The sequence below is a fragment of the Nocardia sp. FBN12 genome (assembly GCF_054031145.1).
The window spans coordinates 5,120,735-5,135,307 of sequence record NZ_CM132926.1; the positions used below are offsets into that span (position 1 = coordinate 5,120,735).

General features: G+C 68.1%; 16 protein-coding genes. 7 read left to right on the top strand and 9 right to left on the bottom strand.

Annotation, left to right across the window (positions count from 1 at the left end):
* Window position 1: 1 nt before the first annotated feature.
* Window positions 2-268, bottom strand: a complete 267-nt coding sequence (locus tag ACWZHB_RS24300; protein ID WP_427904127.1) for a type B 50S ribosomal protein L31 — start codon at window positions 266-268, stop codon at window positions 2-4.
* Window positions 265-1,569 carry a ribosome hibernation factor-recruiting GTPase MRF gene (gene mrf / locus ACWZHB_RS24305; RefSeq protein WP_427904128.1) on the bottom strand — a complete coding sequence of 435 codons (1,305 nt, stop codon included), beginning with the start codon at window positions 1,567-1,569 and terminating at the stop codon, window positions 265-267. The genes ACWZHB_RS24300 and mrf overlap by 4 nt, the downstream gene beginning before the upstream one ends.
* A 103-nt stretch (window positions 1,570-1,672) precedes the next feature.
* Between mrf and rpmB the strand changes: the two genes are divergently transcribed.
* From rpmB to rpsR, 4 genes are read left to right on the top strand one after another with little or no spacing between them, the layout of a single operon-like run.
* Window positions 1,673-1,909, top strand: coding sequence for a 50S ribosomal protein L28 (gene rpmB / locus ACWZHB_RS24310; RefSeq protein ID WP_364411662.1), 237 nt, complete (start codon window positions 1,673-1,675; stop codon window positions 1,907-1,909).
* A 9-nt stretch (window positions 1,910-1,918) separates the two neighbouring features.
* On the top strand, window positions 1,919-2,089 hold the full coding sequence (rpmG, locus tag ACWZHB_RS24315) for a 50S ribosomal protein L33 (RefSeq protein WP_378635921.1): 171 nt from the start codon (window positions 1,919-1,921) through the stop codon (window positions 2,087-2,089).
* Window positions 2,089-2,394 (top strand): 30S ribosomal protein S14, encoded by a 306-nt coding sequence (gene rpsN / locus ACWZHB_RS24320; protein WP_427904129.1) that lies wholly within the window; start codon window positions 2,089-2,091, stop codon window positions 2,392-2,394. The genes rpmG and rpsN overlap by 1 nt, the downstream gene beginning before the upstream one ends.
* A 9-nt stretch (window positions 2,395-2,403) precedes the next feature.
* On the top strand, window positions 2,404-2,661 hold the full coding sequence (gene rpsR, locus ACWZHB_RS24325) for a 30S ribosomal protein S18 (protein WP_067449582.1): 258 nt from the start codon (window positions 2,404-2,406) through the stop codon (window positions 2,659-2,661).
* Between the two features lie 207 nt (window positions 2,662-2,868).
* Here the strand turns inward: rpsR and ACWZHB_RS24330 are convergent, their stop codons facing one another.
* Window positions 2,869-3,426 (bottom strand): LysM peptidoglycan-binding domain-containing protein, encoded by a 558-nt coding sequence (locus ACWZHB_RS24330; protein WP_427904130.1) that lies wholly within the window; start codon window positions 3,424-3,426, stop codon window positions 2,869-2,871.
* Window positions 3,427-3,601: 175 nt separating this feature from the next.
* Between ACWZHB_RS24330 and ACWZHB_RS24335 the strand changes: the two genes are divergently transcribed.
* Window positions 3,602-4,036 (top strand): hypothetical protein, encoded by a 435-nt coding sequence (locus ACWZHB_RS24335; protein WP_427904131.1) that lies wholly within the window; start codon window positions 3,602-3,604, stop codon window positions 4,034-4,036.
* A gap of 50 nt (window positions 4,037-4,086) precedes the next feature.
* Here the strand turns inward: ACWZHB_RS24335 and purH are convergent, their stop codons facing one another.
* From purH to sucC, 6 genes are all read right to left on the bottom strand, one after another.
* A complete protein-coding gene (gene purH / locus ACWZHB_RS24340) occupies window positions 4,087-5,652 on the bottom strand; it encodes a bifunctional phosphoribosylaminoimidazolecarboxamide formyltransferase/IMP cyclohydrolase (RefSeq protein ID WP_427904132.1) in 1,566 nt (521 codons plus the stop codon).
* The gene (purN, locus tag ACWZHB_RS24345; protein WP_427909280.1) at window positions 5,645-6,325 is read right to left on the bottom strand and encodes a phosphoribosylglycinamide formyltransferase; all 681 of its coding nucleotides are present in this window, start codon (window positions 6,323-6,325) and stop codon (window positions 5,645-5,647) included. Before purN ends, purH begins: the two co-directional genes overlap by 8 nt.
* 36 nt (window positions 6,326-6,361) lie before the next feature.
* On the bottom strand, window positions 6,362-7,861 hold the full coding sequence (locus ACWZHB_RS24350) for a cell division protein PerM (RefSeq protein ID WP_427904133.1): 1,500 nt from the start codon (window positions 7,859-7,861) through the stop codon (window positions 6,362-6,364).
* Between the two features lie 123 nt (window positions 7,862-7,984).
* Window positions 7,985-9,052 carry a DUF5336 domain-containing protein gene (locus ACWZHB_RS24355; RefSeq protein ID WP_427904134.1) on the bottom strand — a complete coding sequence of 356 codons (1,068 nt, stop codon included), beginning with the start codon at window positions 9,050-9,052 and terminating at the stop codon, window positions 7,985-7,987.
* 203 nt (window positions 9,053-9,255) lie between these two features.
* Window positions 9,256-10,173 carry a succinate--CoA ligase subunit alpha gene (gene sucD / locus ACWZHB_RS24360; protein ID WP_427904135.1) on the bottom strand — a complete coding sequence of 306 codons (918 nt, stop codon included), beginning with the start codon at window positions 10,171-10,173 and terminating at the stop codon, window positions 9,256-9,258.
* A 12-nt stretch (window positions 10,174-10,185) separates the two neighbouring features.
* Window positions 10,186-11,355, bottom strand: a complete 1,170-nt coding sequence (sucC, locus tag ACWZHB_RS24365; RefSeq protein WP_378993279.1) for an ADP-forming succinate--CoA ligase subunit beta — start codon at window positions 11,353-11,355, stop codon at window positions 10,186-10,188.
* Window positions 11,356-11,841: 486 nt separating this feature from the next.
* Here sucC and ACWZHB_RS24370 point away from each other — a divergent pair, with 486 nt between their 5' ends.
* Together ACWZHB_RS24370 and ACWZHB_RS24375 are read left to right on the top strand one after the other, a co-directional pair.
* The gene (locus tag ACWZHB_RS24370; RefSeq protein ID WP_427904136.1) at window positions 11,842-12,900 is read left to right on the top strand and encodes a M23 family metallopeptidase; all 1,059 of its coding nucleotides are present in this window, start codon (window positions 11,842-11,844) and stop codon (window positions 12,898-12,900) included.
* 87 nt (window positions 12,901-12,987) lie between these two features.
* Entirely contained in the window at window positions 12,988-14,367 is a 1,380-nt protein-coding gene (locus ACWZHB_RS24375) for a DUF1731 domain-containing protein (protein WP_427904137.1), read from the top strand.
* Window positions 14,368-14,573: the final 206 nt, after the last annotated feature.

The window sequence follows — 14,573 nt, forward strand, 5'->3', positions numbered from 1 at the left end:
ATCAGCCTTCCTTGCCTGCGCGGGAGCGCTTTCCGTACTTGCGCTCGAACTTCTCGACCCGTCCCTGGGTGTCGAGGTTGCGGGCGGTGCCCGTCCAGAACGGGTGCGAATCCGAGGTCACGTCGACCAGCATGAGCGGGTAGGTGTTCCCGTCGGCCCATTCGATCGTCTGGCTGCTGGTCGCGGTTGACCTGGTCAGGAACTGTTTCCCGGTGCTCGCGTCCTCGAACACGACGGGGTGGTAGTCGGGGTGTATGCCCGCTTTCATGCCGTTTCTCCTCTCGGGTTTGTGCGCTCGCTCGCCGAGGCTGTTGCCTCGGTGGGATCGGCGCAGGGATCTTGGTGCCAGTCGCCGAAGGGGTCCTCCCACAACGCGACTCGTTCCGGGGCCCGGTCGACGAGCAGTAGTTCGTCGTCCTCGACCAGCGCCCAGTGCAGGGCGTGCCGGATCTCGGCGGGGTCGGCGTCGTGGGCCAGGATCACCAGCGACACATCGCGATCGCCGAACCGCTCGTCCCAGCCCAGCGCGGCCATCGCCCGCCGGTCCGGGTCGGCGGCGGCCTGTTCCTCGGCGCTCATCGCGGCCAACCAGCGCCCGGCGCCGCCGACCCGCAGCCCGCCACCGGCCGACTCGAGCCAGACCACATGGTCGGGCTGGGTGGCCAGCCAGATCCGGCCGCGGGCGGTGACAACACCGTCGAACAGGACGTCGAGCGCCTCGTGCAGCCGCTCGGGATGGAACGGCCTGCGCGCGGCGAACTCGACGATCGAGACGCCGCAGTCGGTGCTCAGCGGCGGCTGTCCGCGCAACAGCGGCGCGTGCGCGTCGAAGATCCGGCCGCGGCGCGACTCCGCGGGCACGCGCGTCAGCAGGGCACCGATTTCGATGGCGTCGAGGCCGGGTAGGTCATGCAGCCAGGCGATCGGCGCGGCGGGCGTGAGCCTGGTCAGCACGGCCCCGAGGCGCTCGAGGTCGAGCGCGTCGGCGCCGGCGGTGAGCACTACCAGCGCGTCGGCGAAGTCGACCTGACCGACGGCCACCTGCGCGACCGTGCGCTCGTCGTCGGCCGAGGCGAGCCCGCGATCGGCCAGTACCTCGTCGCCGGTGGCGTCGGCCAGCCACTGCTGCCCGTCGAGACAGGTCAGCACCGCCTCGATCCGCACGGTGCGCCCGGTGGGCCCGTCGACGCGATCGGCCACCCCGCTGACGACTACATGCTCGATCGCGTGGCACAACGCCTCGGCCTCGATGCCCGGATCCAGCGCCAGCACGATCCGCTTGACGTGTTCGCGCGCCGCGAGCGTGCACAGCATCGGCAGCAGGTCGGCACGCAGCGTGCACGACACACACCCGTGCGCCAGCTCGAGCACCGTGACGCTCGTGGTGCCCGCGGTGGTCATCGTGCGGCGCACCACACCTTCGCGCAGTTCGGCGAGATCGTGATGCAGCACCACAGTCCCGGCGTCCTCGCCCAACATCGCCGCGATGTGCTCGACGCCGCCCATGGCGGGTCCGGAGAAGCCGGCCAGCAGCACCACGGGCGTTCTCCGGTCTGCCTGGTCCAGCATCCGAAACCCCTTTCGACAATGATTTTCATTTACCTCGGGGCGACTGTACAGTGCGGAATAATCGTTGTCGAAAATGGTTGTCATAACCATGGAAGGAGGTCGCATGTCGGCCCACTGCCAGGTCACCGGTCGTAAGCCCGGCTTCGGAAAAGCCGTCTCGCACTCGCACCGGCGCACCAACCGACGCTGGAACCCCAACATCCAGCACAAGACCTACTACCTGCCCAGCGAGGGCCGCCGCGTCACGCTGACGGTCTCCACCAAGGGCATCAAGACCATCGACCGCGACGGGATCGAGGCTGTGGTGGCCCGCATCCGCGCTCGCGGGGACAAGATCTAGGAGCTGAACATGGCCTCGAAAGCGACCGATATCCGGCCGATCGTCAAGCTGAAGTCCACCGCCGACACCGGCTTCACCTACGTCACCCGCAAGAACCGCCGCAACGATCCCGACCGGCTGGTGCTGCGCAAGTACGACCCCGTCGTGCGCCGCCACGTCGACTTCCGCGAGGAGCGCTGATGGCGAAGAAGTCCAAGATCGCCCGCAACGAGCAGCGGCGCGAGATCGTCGAACGGTTCGCGACCCGGCGTGCCGAGCTCAAGGAACTCATCCGCAAGCCGAGCACCGGCGACGCCGAGCGCGCCGCCGCCCAGGCCGAACTGCGCAGCCAACCGCGCAATGCCAGTCCGGTACGCTTGCGCAATCGGGACGCTGCTGACGGCCGCCCACGCGGCTATCTCCGCAAATTCGGCCTCTCCCGTGTTCGTGTGCGCGAGATGGCCCATCGGGGTGAGCTCCCCGGGGTCCACAAATCGAGCTGGTGAGGAGATCGCATGGCAGTGAAGCGAGCACCGTCCAAGAAGGCACGCGCCGACCAGGGCCGTAAGCCGAAGAAGAATCCGCTGATCGCCGCGGGCATCGAGTACGTCGACTACAAAGACGTCAATCTGCTGCGCACCTTCATCTCCGATCGCGGCAAGATTCGCAGCCGCCGCGTCACCGGCCTGACCCCGCAGCAGCAGCGTCAAGTCGCCGTCGCGGTGAAGAACGCCCGCGAGATGGCGCTGCTGCCGTTCACCACGACCAAGTAGCAGTACGCGCGAAAGTGGCCCCGAGGCAATAGCTTCGGGGCCACTTTCATTCGAAAAGCCGACCCCCACGGAGGGAGTCTTACGACCGACCCGTCCGCGGCCGGGTCGCCGGTCAGGCGCCGTTGCGTAGGCGACGAAGGAGCAAGCAACGGTGCCTGACCGGCGGCCCCTCAGGGCCGCGGACACGCGCGCGCCAGCGCGCCGATATCACGGAATGGTCAGTACCTGGCCCTCGTTGATGAGGTCCGGATTGTCGATCCCCGAGGCCGAGGCGATCTCCTGGTAACGGTTGCCGTCACCGTAGAAGCGCTCCGAGATGGCCCACAGGGTGTCGCCCGACTCGACCGTGTAGGTCTGCGCGGCGGGCGGCGGCGGGACCTCTTCGGCGATCGGGGCGGCGGCGACCGGCCCGGGAGCGGGCAGCGGGTTGTCGGTGACGGTGGCGGTAGCCCACGCGACTGAACCGTCGGTGCCGTAGAGCACCACGTTGCGGTCGGGCTGCACGACCAGCTTCTCGACATTCTTGCCGCTGGTGTCGGTCGCCCAGATGCGCGCGCCGCCACCGCTGTAGACGACGAAGTCGCCGTCGTGCTGCAGGGCCGCGCGCTGCGCGTCCTGCCCGTGCGTCATCGCGGCCCAGACGACGTTGCCGTCGGGCTCGGTCAGCACCAGGTTGCCGTCCGGCTGCAGTGTCAGGGTGTAAGCACCGCCGGTCAGGGACTGACCAAGTCCCAGTTCTTCGCCTACGCGCAGCGTGTCGGCCACGTTGTTCCTTTCGAAGGTTGCCAATTGCAGAGCCCAACAGGAGATGCCGGCCGATTGCCACAGCCACATCGCAGCCGAATGTAGTCCTCGCGGCGGGCATACGGAGGGGTTATGCGCAGGGTTCGCGGAAAGTTCACGGTGTGGCCGTGCGGACTATGGTGCAACCATGACAACGATGTCGCGTTACACTGTCGCCGCGGCAGCCGTGGCCGTGCTGATCGCACCCCTCACCGGCTGCGCAACCTCGGATGATCCTGCGCCCCAACCGGATACGTCGCACACGAACACCCGTCCCGAAGCTCCGAATCCCGGTATCGGCCAACTACTCACCGCCGATCCCACCCTCGTCGACCCACACCCGATTCCCTTCACGTCCTGGAATCGCGTGAGCGACAACAAGATCGGCGTCAACTTCGAGACCGGCAACCCCGAGTGCTACGCCGTCGACGCCACGGTCACCGAAACTCCCGAGACCGTCACCGTCGCCCTGCGCGCCGGCACGCGGGCGGATTCCGTGAACAAGATGTGCACCATGAACATGATCCTCGGCACGCTGGAAATCCCCCTCCGAGACCCGCTGGGAACCCGCACGGTGCTCGACGCCGGATAAACGAAAACGGGTGCCGCACCGAGGATTCGGCGCGGCACCCGCTTCTGGGATCAGTGCGCGAAGTGGCGGGCACCCGTCAGGTACAGGGTGACGCCCGCTTCCTTGCAGAGCTCGATGGTGTCCTTGTCGCGGATCGAACCACCGGGCTGCACGATCGCGCGAACGCCCGCGGCCACCAGGATCTCCGGCCCGTCCGAGAACGGGAAGAAGGCGTCGGAGGCGGCGACGGAGCCCTTTGCCCGCTCACCCGCGCGCTCGACGGCGAGCTTGCAGGAGTCGACGCGGTTGACCTGACCCATGCCGACGCCGACCGCGGCGCCGTCCTCGGCGAGCAGGATCGCGTTCGACTTCACCGAACGGCATGCGCGCCAGGCGAATTCGAGGTCGGCCAGGGTGGTGACATCAGCCGGGTCGCCCGCCGCCAGGGTCCAGTTGACCGGATCGTCGCCCGCGGCGTCGAGCACGTCGCGGTCCTGCAGCAGCGCACCGCCGCTGATCGGGCGCAGTTCCACGCCCTTGCGCTGCGGGGCGTCGGCCACCAGCACGCGCACGTTCTTCTTGCGCTGCAACACTTCCACCGCGCCGGGCGCGTACCCGGGAGCGATGATCACCTCGGTGAAGATCTCGGCGACTTGCTCGGCCATCTCCACGCTGACCTCACGGTTCGCGGCGATCACGCCACCGTAAGCACTGACCGGATCGGTCGCGTGCGCCTTGCGATGCGCCTCGGCGATATCGGCGGCGACGGCGATGCCACACGGGTTGGCGTGCTTGATCACCGCGACAGCGGGCTCGTCGAAGTCGAACGCGGCACGCCAGGCGGCGTCACCGTCGGTGTAGTTGTTGTACGACATCTCCTTGCCGTGCAACTGCTTCGCCTGCGCGATCCCGACCGTGCCGTCGTTGCTGGTGTACAACGCGGCGGCCTGGTGCGGGTTCTCGCCGTAGCGCAGCACCGCGGCACGCTCCCACGAACCGGCGACCCAGCCGGGGAACTGCTCGGTCTCCTCGGCGACGGCGGGCACGGCGACCGAGCCCATCCAGCTCGCGACGGCCACGTCGTAGCTCGCGGTGTGCTGGAAGGCCTTGGCGGCCAGCGCGGTCCGCTCGGCGAGGGTGAACCCGCCGGACTTCACCGCGGCGAGCACGTCGTCGTAATCGCTGACGTCGACGACCACACCCACGGAGGGGTGGTTCTTCGCGGCGGCACGCACCATCGACGGCCCGCCGATGTCGATCTGCTCGACACACTCGTCGACGCTCGCGCCACTGGCCACGGTCTGGGTGAACGGGTACAGGTTCACCACCACCAGCTGGAACGCCTCGACACCCAGCTCCACGAGCTGATCGACATGCTCGGCGCGCCGCGTGTCGGCCAGGATGCCCGCGTGCACCCGGGGGTGCAGCGTCTTGACCCGGCCGTCCAGGGTCTCCGGGAACCCGGTCAGATCCTCGACCTTGGTGACCGGGATACCGGCCTCGGCGATCTTGCCCGCGGTCGACCCGGTCGACACCAGCTCCACACCGGCCGCGTGCAGCCCGGTGGCGAGCTCGATGAGCCCCGTCTTGTCGTAGACGCTCACCAGCGCCCTCTGGATCGCCTTACGTTCACTCACCGGCGTGCTCGCTCACTGGTATTTCTGCCTTTCGTCCGTCGGAGACAATGCCTCGCGTCGCGACGGCGGCGATGACCTCCGCCAGTAACCGTCGCTCGACAACTTTGATGCGCTCCTGCAGCGTGTCCTCGTCGTCGCCGGGCATCACGGCGACCGCTTCCTGCGCGAGGACCGGGCCGGTGTCCACGCCCGCGTCGACCAGGTGCACGGTGCAGCCGGTGACCTTGACCCCGTAGGCGAGCGCGTCACGCACCCCGTGCGCGCCGGGGAACGACGGCAGCAGCGCGGGGTGGGTGTTGATGAGCCGGCCGCCGAAACGTTCCATGAACGCGGGGCCGAGGATTTTCATGAAGCCCGCCAGGACCACCAGATCGGGCTTGTGCGCGTCGACTGCCTCGGTGAGGGCGACGTTCCAGGCTTCCCGATCGGCGAAATCTTTGAGTCCCACCTTGAAGTGCGGCACTCCGGCGGCGTCGGCATGCGCGGTGGCCGGGCAGTCCCGGTCGACACCGACTGCCACGATCTGCGCCGGGTAGCCGGGCTCGCGCGCGGCGGCCAGCAGTGCGTTGAGCAGCGAGCCGGTGCCCGAGGCCAGAACGACGACGGTAGCCGGTGTTCTGGCGGGCTTCCACGGGGCAAACGAGGACGTCAGCGCTCTACTCCTGCGTGTGATCGGGCGGCGGCGATGGCGATAGGCGCCGGGTCGAGCTTAGCGACCGGGGGTCTTGTCCTCGTCCGGCAGGTCCGACTCGACCACTTCGACGTCGACGATGTCGTCGGCGGGCTCGTCGGTGGAGCCGGGTGCGGCGATGCTCACTTCGAGCTCGTCGTCGAAGTCCTCGACCAGTTCGCCGTCGACTTCGACTGCGGGATCGTCGTATTCGACCGGGTCGTCGTCGGCGGGATCGTCGTCGTACTCGTCGTCGTCGTAGTAGTAGTAGTCCTCGTACTCGTACTCGTCGTCGGCGTCGTAGTCCTCCTCGGGCTCGGTCGGCGTCAGGAAGCGGCGGGCGAACACCATCCCGACGAAGCCGCCGAAACCGAACCAGGTGACCATCAGCACGACCAGCATCAGCAGATCGACACCGACCCATCCGACGGCGCCGAGCTGACCGCTGCCGAGAATCGCGAGCACCAGGAACGTCAGCGTGGACAGCGCGGCACACGTGAGCGTCGCCCACGGCGCGCCGGGCCGGTCGTCGCTGGTGCGGCCGAGTTCGATCCCGCCGAGCACCCCGACGGCGAGCGGGACGAGCAGCAGCACGGCCCACCACGGGGACGCGGGTCCTTCCGGGACGGGAATCAGCGCGGGCACGACCGGCATGTGTCCGCCCGTCACCCCGAACAGACCCACCGATCCGGCCCCGAACAGCACGGCCGCCCCACTGAGGATGCCTGCCGCGCCGATCACCACATTCGGCAGATAGAGCAGGGAGAGCAGGGTCATACCAAGTACATCGGTGGCGTTGTGTGCCTGCTGAAAAGCGCCGTCGAGCCGGGACAGATGCACGAAGAACGAGATCACGGTGGCCAGCGCGGCACAGCCGAGCATGCGCAAGACGGTGCGTCGCGCTGCCCGGGCGCCGAGGACCGCCCAAACCGGGATCTCGATCGGCACGAACGCGCACACCGAACTCCACGCCCGGCTCGCGATTCCGGCGGCTGCCGCGCCCAGATACAGCACGAGCACCCACCCGAACGCCGCGATCGGGCCGGGCGATTCGAGCGGGATGACGCCTGCGGCATCACCGGTGACGGCGAGGCAGACGGCCGTCATGAGCAGCGGCCCGGCCAGCACCGCACCGGTCAGCCAGCCCAGCTCGACCGGGGTCGGCCGGTTGGGGACCGCACGCGCGCATTCGCGGGCGGCCAGCCAGACCAGGACCGCCGTCGGCACCAGCGGGAGCAGGCCGAGCGTCGTCCGGCCGACTGTGAGCGGAACCTGATGGGCGGCAAGCCAAGTCGCGGCGACCGCGGCGGGCGCACTGGTGAGATCGGTACCGGTGGTGAGCATGACCACGAGCACGAGCAGCACCGTGGCCGCCAAGGCGGTGATCGTCGGCCGCGCCGCGACCAGCAGCAGGGTCCGCGCCCGCTCGGGCGAGAGTGACCACCAGCCGGGCTCGGGCCCGGACGGTGGTGCGACGACGGTCTCCCCGATGCCGCGTGACCCGGAGGTCCGGCGCACGAGGGAGTTACGGGCGCTCATGACAATTCAGCGTGTCAGCTTCCCCGGCGGCCGCGGGTCAGGCGCGCCGCGAGCCCACAGGCGTACCTGTGGGCTCGCGATCGATCCTGGACCACCACGCGGCAGCCGTTCTGTTCTTCGGTTCTACTTGTTGTCGTCGTTCGGGCGGAACGCCGTGGTGGCGTCGGCCGCCGGATCGGCGGTCTGCTCACCACCGAACGGCTGCGGCTGCCCGGGCGCAGGCTGCTGCGCGCCACCGAAGTTCGGCGCACCGAACGGCTGGCCCTGCGGCTGCGCACCGCCGAAGGTCTGCGTCGCGCTCTCATCCGGACGCGGCTGTGCCTGCGGCGCCGCACCGTACGGCGACGCCTGCTGCTGCGGCGCGCCGTACTGCTGGCCGTACGGCGACTGCGGCGGCTGCTGACCGGGCTGACCGTAGGCCTGCTGACCCGGCTGGCCGTAGGACGGCTGCGGTGCCTGCGGCATCGACGGCGAACTCTGCTGGCCGTACGGCGACTGCTGCGGGTACTGCCCACCGGTCTGGGTCTGGCCGTAACCGGTCTGGCCGTAGGACTGCTGGCCGGTGTTCTGGCCGTAGCCCTGCTGGCCGTAGCCCGGCTGCTGGCCGTACTGACCGTATTGGCCCGGCTGCTGTTGCGGCTGAGCCGGTTTCGGCGCGGGTGCCTTGATGATCCCCAGCTTGAAGAGCAGCCCCGCGACGGCGACGGCGGCGGTCGCGAAGCCGAGCACCAGCACCAGGTAGGCGCCGATCTCGAGCTCGGAGCCGTCGGGAGCGCCGACGAAGGTCACGATCACCAGGGTGAGGAAACCGGCGAGCGCGGTCGCGGCGGCCACGCCGAGCAGATCCTGCTTCGGCAGCAGCGACACCCCGGCCAGCAGGCCGGCGACCAGCAGCAGCGCGAGAATCGCGCCGTTGCCCGACCACTCGAACAGGCTGAACGTGACATCGGTGCCGATGGTGGTGCCGCCGATGGTGGTCGGCTCGGAACCGATGTACGGCAGGAAGCCGAGCAGGAACGTCAGCACACCGAGTCCGGCAGTCGCCGCGGTCAGAATGAACGGCAGCCCCTTGGCTGGGGAGCTTTCCGAACCGGTCGATGGCGCAGCCGCAGCGGCTCCGGTGCTCTGGCCCTGAGGCGCGGCGGGTGTCGCGGGTGTGTTGTACCCGGAGCCCCCGGTCGGGTATGACATGTCTCGTCGTCTCCTTGTCGAGTCGTGCGCATCGGTCGCGTCGAACTGACTGGTGCCTGATCCGATACCTGACGCTACTGCACGCCACGCCCCCGGTCATCACCTACCGATGCAGGCTGTGGATAAACCACCGCCTGTGGATAAATCGACGAAGGCCGCCCAGGTTAAACCTGAAGGCGGCCTTCGAAGATGTGAGATTGAGATCAGGCAGAAGCGATGGACGCCTTCTCCAGGATCTCGCGGGCGAGCGCGGCGGTCGCGGACGGCGTCTTGCCGACCTTCACACCTGCGGCCTCGAGCGCTTCCTGCTTGGCCTGCGCGGTGCCGCCACCACTGGAGACGATGGCGCCTGCGTGGCCCATGGTCTTGCCCTCGGGCGCGGTGAAACCGGCGACGTAGCCGACGACCGGCTTGGTCACGTTGGCCTTGATGTACGCGGCCGCACGTTCCTCGGCGTCGCCACCGATCTCGCCGATCATGACGATGATCTTGGTCTCGGGGTCCTTCTCGAACGCCTCGATGGCGTCGATGTGGGTGGTGCCGATGACCGGGTCGCCGCCGATGCCGATCGCGGTCGAGAAACCGAAATCGCGCAGCTCGTACATCATCTGGTAGGTCAGGGTGCCCGACTTCGACACCAGGCCGATCGGGCCCTTGCCGGTGATGTTGTTCGGGGTGATGCCGACCAGCGCCTCGCCGGGGGTGATGATGCCGGGGCAGTTCGGGCCGATGATGCGGGTCTTGGAGCCCTTTTCGACGTTGTAGGCCCACGCGTAGGCGGAGTCCTGCACCGGGATGCCCTCGGTGATGACCACGAGCAGCGGGATCTCCGCGTCGATGGCCTCGACGATGGCGTCCTTCGAGAAGGCGGGCGGCACGAACGCGATCGAGGTGTCGGCGCCGGTCTTCTCCATCGCCTCGGCGACGGAGGCGAACACGGGCAGCTCGATCTCGTTGCCGGCCTTGTCGGTGTGCTTGACCGTGGTCCCGGCCTTGCGCGCGTTCACGCCGCCGACGACGTTGGTGCCCGCCTTCAGCATCAGCGCGGTGTGCTTGGTGCCCTCGCCGCCGGTGATGCCCTGGACGATGACCTTGTTGTCCTTGTTCAGGAAGATGGACATGTTCGCTGTTCCTTACTTGGCGCTGAAGGCGAGTTCGGCGGCCTTGTCGGCGCCCTCGTCCATGGTCTGGGCCAGCGTCACCAGCGGGTGGTTGGCCTCGGCGAGGATGCGGCGACCCTCTTCGACGTTGTTGCCGTCCAGACGAACGACCAGCGGCTTGGTGGCCGCGGCACCGAGCACCTCGAGCGCGCCGACGATCCCGTTGGCGACCGCGTCACAGGCGGTGATGCCACCGAAGACGTTCACGAACACGCTCTTGACCTGCGCGTCGCCCAGGATCACATCCAGCCCCGCGGCCATCACGGAAGCCGAAGCGCCGCCGCCGATGTCGAGGAAGTTGGCCGGCTTCACGCCGCCGTGGTTCTCACCGGCGTACGCGACGACGTCCAGGGTGGACATGACCAGACCGGCGCCGTTGCCGATGATGCCGACCTCACCGTCGAGCTTGACGTAGTTGAGGTCGTTTTCCTTGGCCTTGAGCTCGAGCGGGTCGGTCGCGTCGACGTCGGCGAACTCGAGGTGGTCGGGATGCCGGTACTCGGCGTTCTCGTCCAGGGTGACCTTGCCGTCGAGGGCGAGGATCTCGTCGTTGGGGGTGCGCACCAGCGGGTTGACCTCGACCAGGGTGGTGTCCTCGTTGACGAAGACCTCCCACAGCTTCTGGATGGTCACGGCCGCGGCGTCGAGCACGTCGGCGGGCAGGTGGCCCTTCTCCGCGATCTCACGGGCGAAGGCCAGGTCGACACCCTTGACGGCGTCGACGGCGATCTTGGCGAGGCGCTCGGGGGTCTTCTCGGCGACCTCTTCGATCTCCATGCCGCCCTCGACCGAACACATGGCCAGGTAGGTGCGGTTGGAGCGATCGAGCAGGAAGGAGATGTAGTACTCCTCCGCGATGTCCTTGGCCTCGGCGACCAGGAGCTTCTTGACGATGTGGCCCTTGATGTCGAGGCCGAGGATGTTCTGCGCGTGCGTGAACGCGTCTTCCGGGGTGGCCGCGTACTTGACGCCGCCAGCCTTGCCGCGGCCGCCCACCTTGACCTGCGCCTTGACCATCACGGGCTTGCCGATTTCCTCGGCAATGGCGCGTGCTTCTTCAGCCGTGTCGCAAACACGACCCTCGGACGAAGGCACTCCGTGCTTAACGAAGAGCTCCTTCGCCTGATATTCGAAGAGATCCATGTACTCACCGTCTCGTCTGCGTTGCTATGACAACGTCTTTGTTGGCGGCCCGACGTCGGTAGCGGGTCGGATCGGACTGTAGCTAGTCACGGGGAGGGCTAAACGACCACGTTCATAGTAAGTGGCGCAGGTCACGACCGTTTACGGGAGCCCCGGAAAACCGCTGGCCAAGGCTACTGGCGAGTAGTTTTTGGACGTTTTCCGATGCCTTGCCAGGTCGGGCCGCCTAAAGCCGGAACACTCCGACATCTACTACGTTATGTCGTCGACGGACCTCACCCGGGATGCCGGAAAACAGTGAGTTATTCCGCCGCGTTACGGTGACGAATGTCACACGGAGGTGTACGTTTCCGGCGAGCGCTTGCCACTCTGCAATCGCTTCGTTACCGTCAATGCGGTCGATGTCACAACCAGGTCACGACAACCAGGTCACGACTGGGCAAGTCAGGACTGAGGAGGACGACATAGCGTGAGGTACTTCATCCGATGAACCACCGCTCCACCCTTCCAGTCGAAAATCGCACCAGCTCCGGTCCGCGTTACCGGTACGCCGACGAATACACGTCGCATCCGCAGGCCCGTAGAGCCCCCGCCGCCGCATGGCCGCAGACCGACGACGTGTGGCGCGACCAGTCCGCTCGGACCGACAACTCCACCTGGTCCGACGACGCCGCCTGGACGCCCGCCGAGGACGAATGGACCGCGGACGAGTCCTATGACACCGGCACGTACGGCACCGACTGGGCGCCCGCGGCCGAAGAGCCCGCCGAAGCAGCGGCCCCCGCGCCGCGCCGCGCCGAACGTCGTGCCGGCGCACACCGTGTCCCCGCACCGCCCGCAGCGCTGAAGGGCCGCGCCGCGGTCATCGCCGTGGCCGCCGGCGCCGTCGTCGCCGCAGGTCAAGCGGCCATGGCCGATCCGGGCCAGCCCGCACAGGGCATCGATTACGAGGCCGCGGGCCAAGTACACGAGATCGCCGCCCAGTCGATGAGCACGGCCGAGGTCGGCGACCCCGGCACCGGCGCGGCACCCCAGGTACTCGACGCCACCGCCATCGCCGACAAGAACCACTTCGACGACATCCTCGCCAAGGGCGCCAAGTTCGCCGAAGACCTCGCCGCCCAGGAATCCGCCAAGCTGCGGCCCCTGTTCGCCAAGTTCGCCGCGGGCAACTACACCTCCGGTTTCGGTGCCCGCTGGGGCGTCCAGCACCTCGGCATCGACGTCGCGGGCCCGATCGGCACCCCGATCTACGCGGTCGCCGACGGCACCATCATCGAAGCGGGCCCGGCCTCCGGTTTCGGCATGTGGGTGCGCGTTCTGCACGACGACGGCACCGTCACGATCTACGGCCACATCGACACCGCCACCGTCTCGCAGGGCGAGCGCGTGATGGCGGGCGACCAGATCGCCACCATGGGCAACCGTGGCTTCTCCACCGGCCCGCACTGCCACTTCGAGGTCTGGCTCAACGGCACCGACAAGATCGACCCGGTCCCGTGGCTCGCCACCCGCGGCATCAGCCTCGGCTCACAGCGCGATTAGGGGTAGTCGAGGACCGTTTGTGGACGGTCTTGTTGCGTGATGAGCAGCACGCTTCCCCTAGGTAGGCGGCGGGGTTAGCGTTCAGCTATGGCTGGTACGACGAAGTACACGCAGTTCATCGGGCTCGCACCAGAATTGGTGTGGGAAGTGCTCGCGGATCTCGAGCAGTGGCCGGTGTGGAATCCCGGGGTGCGGTCAGTGCGGATGCACGGGCCGGTTGCCGTCGGCGCCACCGGTGACTATCTCCCCGACGGAAAAGTCTCGGCGCGGATCCACGGGCGGTTCGCCGAGCCGTTCACCGTCACCACGTTCGAACCGAATCGTGAGCTCGGCATCGAGCAGCCCGAACCCGCGGGCACCATGCACCTCACCTGGCGGCTGACCCCGTGCGACGGTGGCACCGAAATCACCCAGGAACTGCGCTTCACCGGCCCGTCCGCCGCCGCGGCCCGGGCCGTGGTCCGCCCGTTCATCGAAACCGATGCGCGCGTGAACTTCTCGCGCCTGGCCAGGCTGGCCGGACTGGTCCCCACCGACGACGCACTGAACGTAGTCATCGCCGGCGGCACCGGTGCGCTCGGTCTCCAGATCGCCGCCGACCTGACCTGCCGCGGCCAGCGCGTCACCCTGCTGACCCGCCGCCGCAACCCCGCTCTGCCGTTCCGCCAGACCGAATGGGACGGCCGCTCGGTCGGCGCCTGGTCGGCCGAACTACGCGAACCCGGCCGCCTCGCGGTGATCAACCTCGCGGGCAAGCTGGTCGACTGCAGGCCGACCGAACGCAACGTCGCCGAATTGCGTTCCAGCCGAGTCGATTCCACCACCGCTCTGGTCGCCGCCGCACGCCTGCGCGATACCCCCATCGACTACTGGGTCCAAGCCAGCACCACGGCCATCTGGTCCGACGCCGGCGAAACCCGATGCACCGAAACAACTCCCCTCCCCGTAGGCCTCCCCCAGATGACCGGCGTAGCCCAGCCGTGGGAGGAAGCCTTCGACCCAGCCGGCTCCGACCACTGGACGATCCTGCGCACCTCCATCGTCCTCGACCCCGACGCCCCCGCCCTGAAACGCCTCGGCCAACTCACCAAGGCAGGCCTCGGCGGCCGCGTAGGCCCCGGCGATCAATGGTTCAGCTGGATCCACATCGAGGACTGGCTGGCGATCGTCCGCGCCACCCTCGGCCTCGACCAGAACATCACCCTCCCCAACGGCATCCTCGTAGCCGCCACCGAATTCCCCGTCCGTAACACCGAACTCATGGCCACCCTCCGCCGAACCCTGCACCGCCCCCCATCACCCCCCACCCCGAAGGCCGCCCTCACCATCGGCGCCGTCTTCCTCCGCACCGACCCAGCCCTCGGCCTCACAGGCCGACACGCCACCTCCGAAGTCCTCCACAAGCTCGGCTTCGACTTCCAATACCCCACCCTCGACGAAGCCCTGACCAACCTCTTCCCCCACTGAACACCCCGCCCCAACCCGAACCACCTCACTCCCAGCCACACCGCACACCCAAAACCCGCACCCCTACCACACTTTCAACCACACCGTGCACAAGGCCTGTCCCCGTCTTCCACAACCCACCCAACCCAACCACCGCACTCCCGACTCAAACCCCGGAGCTCTGCCACACCCCCAAACCTGGACTACTCCAACCCCAGATTCCCGAA

What these genes read in the sequence shown, in the direction of transcription:
- ACWZHB_RS24300 (WP_427904127.1), bottom strand. Translation starts at nt 268, where the DNA reads ATGAAAGCGGGCATACACCCCGACTACCACCCCGTCGTGTTCGAGGAC.
- mrf (WP_427904128.1), bottom strand. Translation starts at nt 1,569, where the DNA reads ATGCTGGACCAGGCAGACCGGAGAACGCCCGTGGTGCTGCTGGCCGGC.
- rpmB (WP_364411662.1), top strand. Translation starts at nt 1,673, where the DNA reads ATGTCGGCCCACTGCCAGGTCACCGGTCGTAAGCCCGGCTTCGGAAAA.
- rpmG (WP_378635921.1), top strand. Translation starts at nt 1,919, where the DNA reads ATGGCCTCGAAAGCGACCGATATCCGGCCGATCGTCAAGCTGAAGTCC.
- rpsN (WP_427904129.1), top strand. Translation starts at nt 2,089, where the DNA reads ATGGCGAAGAAGTCCAAGATCGCCCGCAACGAGCAGCGGCGCGAGATC.
- rpsR (WP_067449582.1), top strand. Translation starts at nt 2,404, where the DNA reads ATGGCAGTGAAGCGAGCACCGTCCAAGAAGGCACGCGCCGACCAGGGC.
- ACWZHB_RS24335 (WP_427904131.1), top strand. Translation starts at nt 3,602, where the DNA reads ATGTCGCGTTACACTGTCGCCGCGGCAGCCGTGGCCGTGCTGATCGCA.
- ACWZHB_RS24350 (WP_427904133.1), bottom strand. Translation starts at nt 7,861, where the DNA reads ATGAGCGCCCGTAACTCCCTCGTGCGCCGGACCTCCGGGTCACGCGGC.
- ACWZHB_RS24355 (WP_427904134.1), bottom strand. Translation starts at nt 9,052, where the DNA reads ATGTCATACCCGACCGGGGGCTCCGGGTACAACACACCCGCGACACCC.
- sucD (WP_427904135.1), bottom strand. Translation starts at nt 10,173, where the DNA reads ATGTCCATCTTCCTGAACAAGGACAACAAGGTCATCGTCCAGGGCATC.
- sucC (WP_378993279.1), bottom strand. Translation starts at nt 11,355, where the DNA reads ATGGATCTCTTCGAATATCAGGCGAAGGAGCTCTTCGTTAAGCACGGA.
- ACWZHB_RS24370 (WP_427904136.1), top strand. Translation starts at nt 11,842, where the DNA reads ATGAACCACCGCTCCACCCTTCCAGTCGAAAATCGCACCAGCTCCGGT.
- ACWZHB_RS24375 (WP_427904137.1), top strand. Translation starts at nt 12,988, where the DNA reads ATGGCTGGTACGACGAAGTACACGCAGTTCATCGGGCTCGCACCAGAA.